Origin of the sequence: Cryobacterium adonitolivorans (genome assembly GCF_004402695.1) — a bacterium.
Lineage (GTDB): Bacteria > Actinomycetota > Actinomycetes > Actinomycetales > Microbacteriaceae > Cryobacterium > Cryobacterium adonitolivorans.
Genome location: NZ_SOFL01000030.1, coordinates 1 through 7,155, shown reverse-complemented (window position 1 = coordinate 7,155; position 7,155 = coordinate 1). Strand labels below are relative to the sequence as shown.

General features: G+C 68.1%; 6 protein-coding genes. 2 read left to right on the top strand and 4 right to left on the bottom strand.

Features of this window, described 5'->3' with window-relative positions:
* The first annotated feature begins 414 nt into the window (after positions 1 to 414).
* Together E3O42_RS08985 and E3O42_RS08980 are read left to right on the top strand one after the other, a co-directional pair.
* The gene (locus E3O42_RS08985; protein WP_134453618.1) at positions 415 to 1,974 is read left to right on the top strand and encodes a phytoene desaturase family protein; all 1,560 of its coding nucleotides are present in this window, start codon (positions 415 to 417) and stop codon (positions 1,972 to 1,974) included.
* A 75-nt stretch (positions 1,975 to 2,049) separates the two neighbouring features.
* Positions 2,050 to 2,610 (top strand): SRPBCC domain-containing protein, encoded by a 561-nt coding sequence (locus tag E3O42_RS08980; protein WP_134453617.1) that lies wholly within the window; start codon positions 2,050 to 2,052, stop codon positions 2,608 to 2,610.
* A gap of 9 nt (positions 2,611 to 2,619) precedes the next feature.
* Here E3O42_RS08980 and E3O42_RS08975 read toward each other — a convergent pair whose 3' ends face one another.
* The 4 genes from E3O42_RS08975 to E3O42_RS08960 all read right to left on the bottom strand — a co-directional run bounded on the left by E3O42_RS08975 (position 2,620) and on the right by E3O42_RS08960 (position 6,469).
* The gene (locus E3O42_RS08975) at positions 2,620 to 3,198 is read right to left on the bottom strand and encodes a thioesterase family protein (protein ID WP_241984738.1); all 579 of its coding nucleotides are present in this window, start codon (positions 3,196 to 3,198) and stop codon (positions 2,620 to 2,622) included.
* Between the two features lie 9 nt (positions 3,199 to 3,207).
* Positions 3,208 to 4,515: an amidohydrolase family protein gene (locus tag E3O42_RS08970; protein WP_134453615.1), complete on the bottom strand. Its 1,308-nt coding sequence runs from the start codon at positions 4,513 to 4,515 to the stop codon at positions 3,208 to 3,210.
* Positions 4,515 to 5,261: a nucleoside phosphorylase gene (locus E3O42_RS08965; protein ID WP_134453614.1), complete on the bottom strand. Its 747-nt coding sequence runs from the start codon at positions 5,259 to 5,261 to the stop codon at positions 4,515 to 4,517. Before E3O42_RS08965 ends, E3O42_RS08970 begins: the two co-directional genes overlap by 1 nt.
* A gap of 101 nt (positions 5,262 to 5,362) precedes the next feature.
* Positions 5,363 to 6,469: an alpha/beta hydrolase gene (locus E3O42_RS08960; protein WP_241984737.1), complete on the bottom strand. Its 1,107-nt coding sequence runs from the start codon at positions 6,467 to 6,469 to the stop codon at positions 5,363 to 5,365.
* Positions 6,470 to 7,155 lie beyond the last annotated feature (686 nt).

Below are 7,155 nucleotides of genomic sequence, written 5' to 3'. Positions count from 1 at the left end.
CAAAGGAATCTCCTGGCCCTTCACCGCTAGAAACGGATCCAAACCACGAGGTTTTTGGCATTTGACATTGTGCACGCTGTTGAGTTCTCAAGGATCGGACGCACCCGACATCAGGCCTAATGGCTGTCGCTCCGGGGCACTTCGATGGTGTTCTTGTTGTCTGCTGGGCTTCCCGTAAAGGAATCCGAAGCAAACTTCATCAAGCTGTACAAAGCGAAGAATCGCTTTCTTTTCTGCTTGGATTTGGTCCCGCTTGAGGCCGGTAGCTCTTCGGCTTTCCGAACCTGTGGGGTGACGAGAGATGACATTACGGGGATTCTGGGGGGGTCGCAAATCCCATCCGCATCCCGGGCGTGTCGCCCCGGCGAGGATAGGGTCGACAGACCAGCACCGCCGCTCGAGGAGGGCCATTCCATGGACACCAGACACGACATCGTGATCGTCGGAGGTGGCCACAACGGCCTCACCGCCGCGGCCTATCTGGCCAGGGCCGGGCAGAGCGTGCTGGTGCTCGAGCGGGACGACCACGTCGGCGGAGCGGCGGTGTCGGCCGCCGCCTTCACGGGGGTGGATGCCCGCCTGTCCCGCTACTCCTACCTGGTGAGCCTGCTGCCGGCGCGCATCATCAATGAACTCGGCCTGTCGATCGAGCTGGCGCGACGACGGTACTCGTCCTACACACCGGATCCAGGCAACCCGGCCACAGGACTGCTGGTGGATGCGGGTGACTCCGAGGCGACGCGAGCGTCCTTCGCCCGGATCGGGGCCGGGGCGGACCTCGCCGCGTGGCAGCAGCTTGGCGGCGACCTCGGGCGCCTCGCCCGCGCGCTGTTCCCCACGGTGTGTGAGCCGTTGCCCACCCGGTCGGAGGCCCGCCGGCTTGTCGGTGACGACATCCTGTGGGACGAGCTCATCGAGCATCCGCTCGGCGACATGCTCAACAAGCGTTTCAGCTCCGACCTCGTGCGCGGGGTGGTGGCCACCGATGGCCTGATTGGCACGTTCACCTCGGTGCACGACGCATCGCTCGACGCGAACCGGTGCTATCTCTACCATTCGATCGGCAACGGCACCGGCGACTGGGACGTGCCCATCGGTGGCATGGGCGCGGTAACCGGTGAGCTGGAGCGGGTGGCCCGCCAGGCCGGTGCGCGCATCCTCACCGGTGCCGAGGTCACCGGTATCGATCCGGACGGCACGGTGCGCTACCGGCACGAGGACCGGGACGAGAGCACCGTGGGGAGCCACGTGCTGGCGAACGTGGCTCCGTGGGTGCTGGACGGCCTCCTCGGCGAGCGCACACCGGACACCGTGAAGCCGGAGGGCGCCCAGGTGAAGGTGAACCTGCTGCTGAGCCGGCTCCCCCGGCTGCTGGATGCGTCGGTGTCAGCCGAGGCCGCGTTCGGCGGCACCTTTCACATCAATGAGACGCTCAGCCAGCTGGAGGCCGCCTATCGGCAGGCCAGTGCCGGCCGGATCCCCGAGCTGGTGTCGTGTGAGATCTACTGCCACTCCCTCACTGATCCGAGCATCCTCTCGCCCGAGCTGGTGACGGCCGGCGCCCAGACCCTCACCGTGTTCGGCCTGCACACCCCCGACCGGCTCACCCACCAGGACAACGCCGCCACCAGGGCCCAGCTGCAGGCCGCCGTTCTGGCCTCGCTCAACTCGGTGCTGGCCGAACCGATCGAGGACCTGCTGCTGAGGGATGCCAACGGCCTGCCCTGCATCGAGACCAAGACCACCGCGGATCTCGAGGCGGCGCTCAACCTGCCCGGCGGGGACATCTTCCATGGGCTCCTGTCCTGGCCGTTCCTGGAGGATGACGCGCCCAGGGACACGGCGGCCCAGCGCTGGGGCGTGGCCACCCGGCATCCGCGAATTCTGCTCTGCGGAGCCGGCGCCCGGCGCGGCGGCGGGGTCAGCGGTATCGGTGGGCACAACGCCGCCATGGCCTTGCTCGAGAGCGTCTGAGCACTCTGGCGGCCGCCCCGAACTAGGCATAGCCTCAGAGGGAAGGCTCGTGTTTCACTCAACGTGGAGGTCACCATGCCCACACTGCCCCTGCCCGGTCCGCCGGATGTCGCCCACGCCACGGGGCGGTTCGCCCACCGGAGTGACGGGCTCTACCTGCTCTTCGACCGCATCTTCCCGGCGGCCCCGGAGTCGGTGTGGGAGGCCGTGACCAAACCAGAGGGTCTGCACGGCTGGATCGGCACCTACACGGGGTTACCGAGCACCGGGGCCGTGCGGTTCCGGATGGAATCGAAAAACGATTCACAGTGGGAGTACGTGAGCATTCTCGAGTGCGTCGAGCCGAGGCGGCTGGCGCTGGACATCGGCGAGGGCGAGGATGCCTGGCGGGTGATGGCGCATTTGACGGGGGGATCCGGCAAGACCGTGCTGACCTTCGGGCTGCGGTTGCACTCTCCGGCCGAGGCCGCCACGTTCGGGCCGGTCTGGGACTACTACCTCGATCGCCTCGTCGCGTCGCGCACGCACCACCCGCTGCCGTCGTTCAGCAAGTACTACCCCTCACTGAAGAGCCACTATCAGGAGCTCCTGGTGCCCAAGGCCGCCCCGGCGTCGGTGGCCGAGGACCTGGCCTAGCCGCAACCACTACTCCCAGATGCTGGGGGCCGGCGCTCGTGTGGCCGGCATGGCCACGTCGGCGCTCCACTCGAGCAGCCAGTCGGGCACGCTCACTTCGGCGGGCACGGCACCGACGGCGTCGGTGAGTTCGTCGATGGTGACCACGCCGCCCGTGCGCTTGAGGAACCGGCCGCGGATGAAGCCGCGGGCGTACACCTCGACGTCGCCTGGCGCAGCATCCGGGCCCTCGACGGGCCGCACGAAGCGTTGCTCGACGTACACGGCCTTTTCGTCGAAGCCCAGGATGCGCGACTCCACGGTGAACCGCTGGCCGAGGGTGAGTGACTTGCGGAAGCTGATGGTCTCGGCCACCACCACCGGATACCAGCCCTTGGCCTGGAAGATCGCCCAGATGCCGGTGCGGTGCAGCATGTCGAACCTGGCGATGTCCATGATCGACAGGTACACGCCGTTGTTCATGTGCCGCAGGATGTCCTGGTCGGTGGGCAGCGTGATGAACCGCGTGCGGGCGACGTCGTAGCGCCCGAGGCGTGGGCCGAAGCGCGACAGCAGACTGTGAAGCAGGGTTCGAAAGAACATGTGCACCCGATGATGCTAGCGGGTGGCGGCCTCCGAGAGCTCCCGCAGGGCCGACTTCTCGTCGATGGTCTGCAGCACCCGGTCGCGAAGCACGATCCGGCCCCGCGCCACGGTGTGCCGCACGTCGGTGGCGGTGGCGGTGTACGCGAGCGCCGACCAGGGGTCCCGGACGGGGCTGGTATTGAGAGTGTCGACACGCACGACCTGCAGGTCTGCACGCATGCCGGGCTCGATCGTGCCCACGTCGGCCAGGCCGAGGGCGCGGGCACCGTCGACGGTGCCGAGTCGCACGGCGCGTTCGGCGCTGATCATGGTGGGGTCGTTGCTGGTGCCCTTGTGCAGCAGCGCGGCCATCCGCACGGCGGCGTACATGTCCAGGGCGCCGGCGGAGGCGGCTCCGTCGGTGCCCAGGCCCACGACGGCGCCGTGCTGCAGCAACTCGGGCAACGGGGCGATACCGCAGCCGAGCTTGAGGTTCGACATCGGGCAGTGAGCCACGGCGGCGCCGCTGGCGGCGATGCGGGCGACCTCGTCGTCGGTGAGATGCACGGCATGGGCCAGCACGGTGTGGCTGGTCAGCAGCCCGGCAGCATCGAGCACGGCGACCGGCCGGTCACCGTTGACCTGCACCGTCAGCGCCAGTTCGCCGAGGCTCTCGGAAGCGTGGGTGTGGATGCGGGCGTCGACCTCGGCGGCCAACTCCCTGACGCTCCCCAATTGGTCGCGGCTGAGGGTGTAGGCCGAATGCGGCATCACCCAGAGGTCATCGTCGGGCGACTCGGTGCGGTTGTCGGTGAGGATCGATCTGGCCTCCTCGAGCATGCCCGCGAAGTCGCGGCCCTCGGGGTCCTCGTTGCCGAGGAAGATAGGGCCGTTCAGCAGCCGGAATCCGGTCTCGGCTGCGACCGCACGGCTGGCCCGCGGGTACCAGTACATGTCCAGCGCCGTTGTTGTGCCACCGGCCAGGCACTCGGCGATGCCGGCCCGGGCGCCGACGGCGACCGTCGCGGCGCTGAGCGTGCTCAACTCGGCGCCGATCATGCGCTCGAGGAACACCTCGAGGGTGACGTCGTCGGCCGCACCCCTGAACAGGTTCATGGCCAGGTGGGTGTGGGTGTTCACCCAGCCGGGGGCGATCACGCAGCCGGGGCTCTCGAGCACCTCCGCCGCGTCGAAGCGGGCGAGCAGGTCGGTGGCCGGCCCGACGCCGACGATGACCCCCGCACGGATGGCTACGGCGCCGGCCTCGACGACCGTGCCCGCGGCGTCGACGGTGAGCACGGCATCCGCGGTGAGGATCAGGTCGACCTGCTCGACGGCCATCAGACGAGCTCCGGCAGGGCGACGAGGGCGTCGAGGGTGACGGAGATGCCGCGGGTGACGCCCTCCGCCACGACGGTGCGGTGTGGGTCGTACCCGGTGCCGTCGACGAGGTCGTCGGCGGTGGCGCCGTCGATAACGAGACCGCCGCCCGCACGCACGCCCCGGGTGGAGGCGAGGACCAGCAGCGCCGAGAGTTCCATCTCGATGGCGAGCACGCCGAGCTTGACGTAGCCCGCCTGGTTGAGGTCGATGATGCCCGGGTAGAAGGCGGCCCGGGTCCAGACGATTCCGCGGTGGTGCGGTGCGTCGTGCCGCCGGGCAGCGTCGGCCAGAGCGATCACGACCTCGGGGCTCGCGGCGGCCGGATAGCTCTCGGGCACCAGCTGGTGGGTGACGCCGTCGTCGCGCACGCAGGACTCGGCGATGATCAGGTCGCCGTCGCCGATGCCGCGGAGCAGGGCGCCCGCGGTGCCGAGCCTGATGATGGTGTCGACGCCGGCATCCATCAGCTCCTGGAAGAGGCAGATGGCGCCGGGGGCGCCCACGCCGTGCGAGGCGACGACGACGGTGGTGCCATTCCAGTCGCCGACGAACGAGCGATACTCACGCTGGTGGGCGACCTCGCGCACGTTCTCGAGCTGGTGGGAGATCTGCTCGGCCCGGAACGGGTCGCCGACGACGAGCGCGCGGGTGGGCAGTCCGGCCTTAGGGAGCCCGGTCACCGGAAACGTGTCGGCCTGGCTCATGTGTGCTCCTCTGGGTGGCGCGGCCCGAATGGCCTGGCAAGTGTCGAACTTGTCTACCATGCCCGAACAGACACGCGCAGGCCAAGAAGCCGGCCGGGGAGCTAGGCCAGGGCGTGCTCGGCGCGCGCGGGCACGTCCAGCGCGGGCAGGGACAGCGCCTGCGTGGCCTGGGCGGGCAGAGCGGCCACCTTGCGCACGAACGAACCTAGACGGCGGTAGACCTCCTGCGATTCGGGGTGCCGGGCGTCCTGCTGCCAGGTGTGGCGGGTGTTGGTGCGGTGCCGGCCGTAGATCACGGTGTCGGCCAGGATAGACCGTCTGCGCAGGGCCTGGATAAAGTTGAGGTTGGCCCGGTAGAAGTAGTCTCGCTCGGAGGTTGTGATGAAGACCGGCGGGAAGCCCTTGTCGAGCCACTCGATGGGGGACAGGAATCGGGCCGCGTCTCGCAGGGACATTCCCCGGCCGTGCGCGGGAAGCAACATCCGGAGGAAGTTGAGGCTGAGCACGAATCCGCGCTCGAACATCACCGAGAAGTCGGCGATGCTGCAGTGCTGCACGAGTCCGCGCAGGTGCCCGGGCTCGATCTGCAGGTCGAGGTTGTAGTGCGCGGCCAGGGCTTCGTCGTTGGCCGCGGCGGTGACCAGGGCCGCGATGTGCCCGCCGGCCGAGTCGCCTCCGATGACGATGCGGGTGGGGTCGCCGCCGTATACGAGGATGTTGCGCGTGACCCAGGTGAGCACGTCGTTGGCGTCGTCGAGCATGTCGCCGATCTTGAACCGGGTGGCCATGCGGTAGTTGGCGTTGACGACCACCATGCCCTCGACCGCCTGGCTGGCGGCGTACTTGGTGAGCGGCGCCTTGTCGCCGGAGGTCCAGCCGCCGCCGTGGAAGTAGATGTAGACGGGCAGTGGGCCCGCCGTCGTGCTCGCGTCGTCGCTGTCGTGGTGCTCGTGCGGCACGAGAACGTCGAGCCGGTGGTCACGGATGCCGTCCCCCACGTAGTCGAGGTCGAAGTGGTAGTCGACGTCGTCGATCGGGTCGGCGTTGAACTTGTGCAGTTCGCCGGGCCCGATGCGAGTCATGAGGGCCTTCCAGAGCCAGACCGGCACTCGGGACAATCCGGTCTCCCGGTGTGTGAGGTGTGAGTCCGCGGCGGGACCGGCGGCGGGGTCGAAGCTGGTGCTGGAGTGGGGGGTGGAGTGGAACATCATGCCTTACTGCCGACGTGGCGCTACCGGAAGCGGCTTCGAATTGCCGACTGGCGTAGGTAGCGCTTGCATCGTTTTTTGCCGCCTGTCGAACATAGGCGAGCAACCATGAGATGACCTGAGAATGCCTCATATCGACCCGAATGGGCTCCACGCCGAGTGAGCTGGGCTATTCGTGTTGTCTTCGGGTTTNTTCGGGTTTTGGGGTCGTGCGCTTGGTGCTGGTGTGGTTTTCGCCAGGTGCCGGTGGGGTCGATCCAGTGTGGTGCTTGTACTTCGGGCATGCCCAGGGTCATGTGGATGTGCCACCCCGACGTGTCGATGTTGTGGTGGTGGTACCAGCACAGCAGTACCCCGTTGTCGACGTTGGTCGGGCCGCCGTGCTGCCAGGGCGTCACGGGGTGCACTTCGGTCCATTGGGGTGGGCAGGTGCAGCCGGGGATGATGCAGCCCCCGTCGCGGGCGGTGATGGCTGTGCGTTGCATTGGGGTGAAGCAGCGGATCTTGTCGCCTAGTGCCAGCACGGCGCCGTTGCCGCCGAAGAAAACGGGCCGGATTCCGCCGTTGTCGATCAGCTGGTTGATGGTTTTCATTGAGATGGGCCCGTCGACGCCGTCGATCCAGCCGACCCCGACGCCGTTGAGCAGGTCGGTCGCGTTCACGTGCACCATCACGGTCGGTGGCAT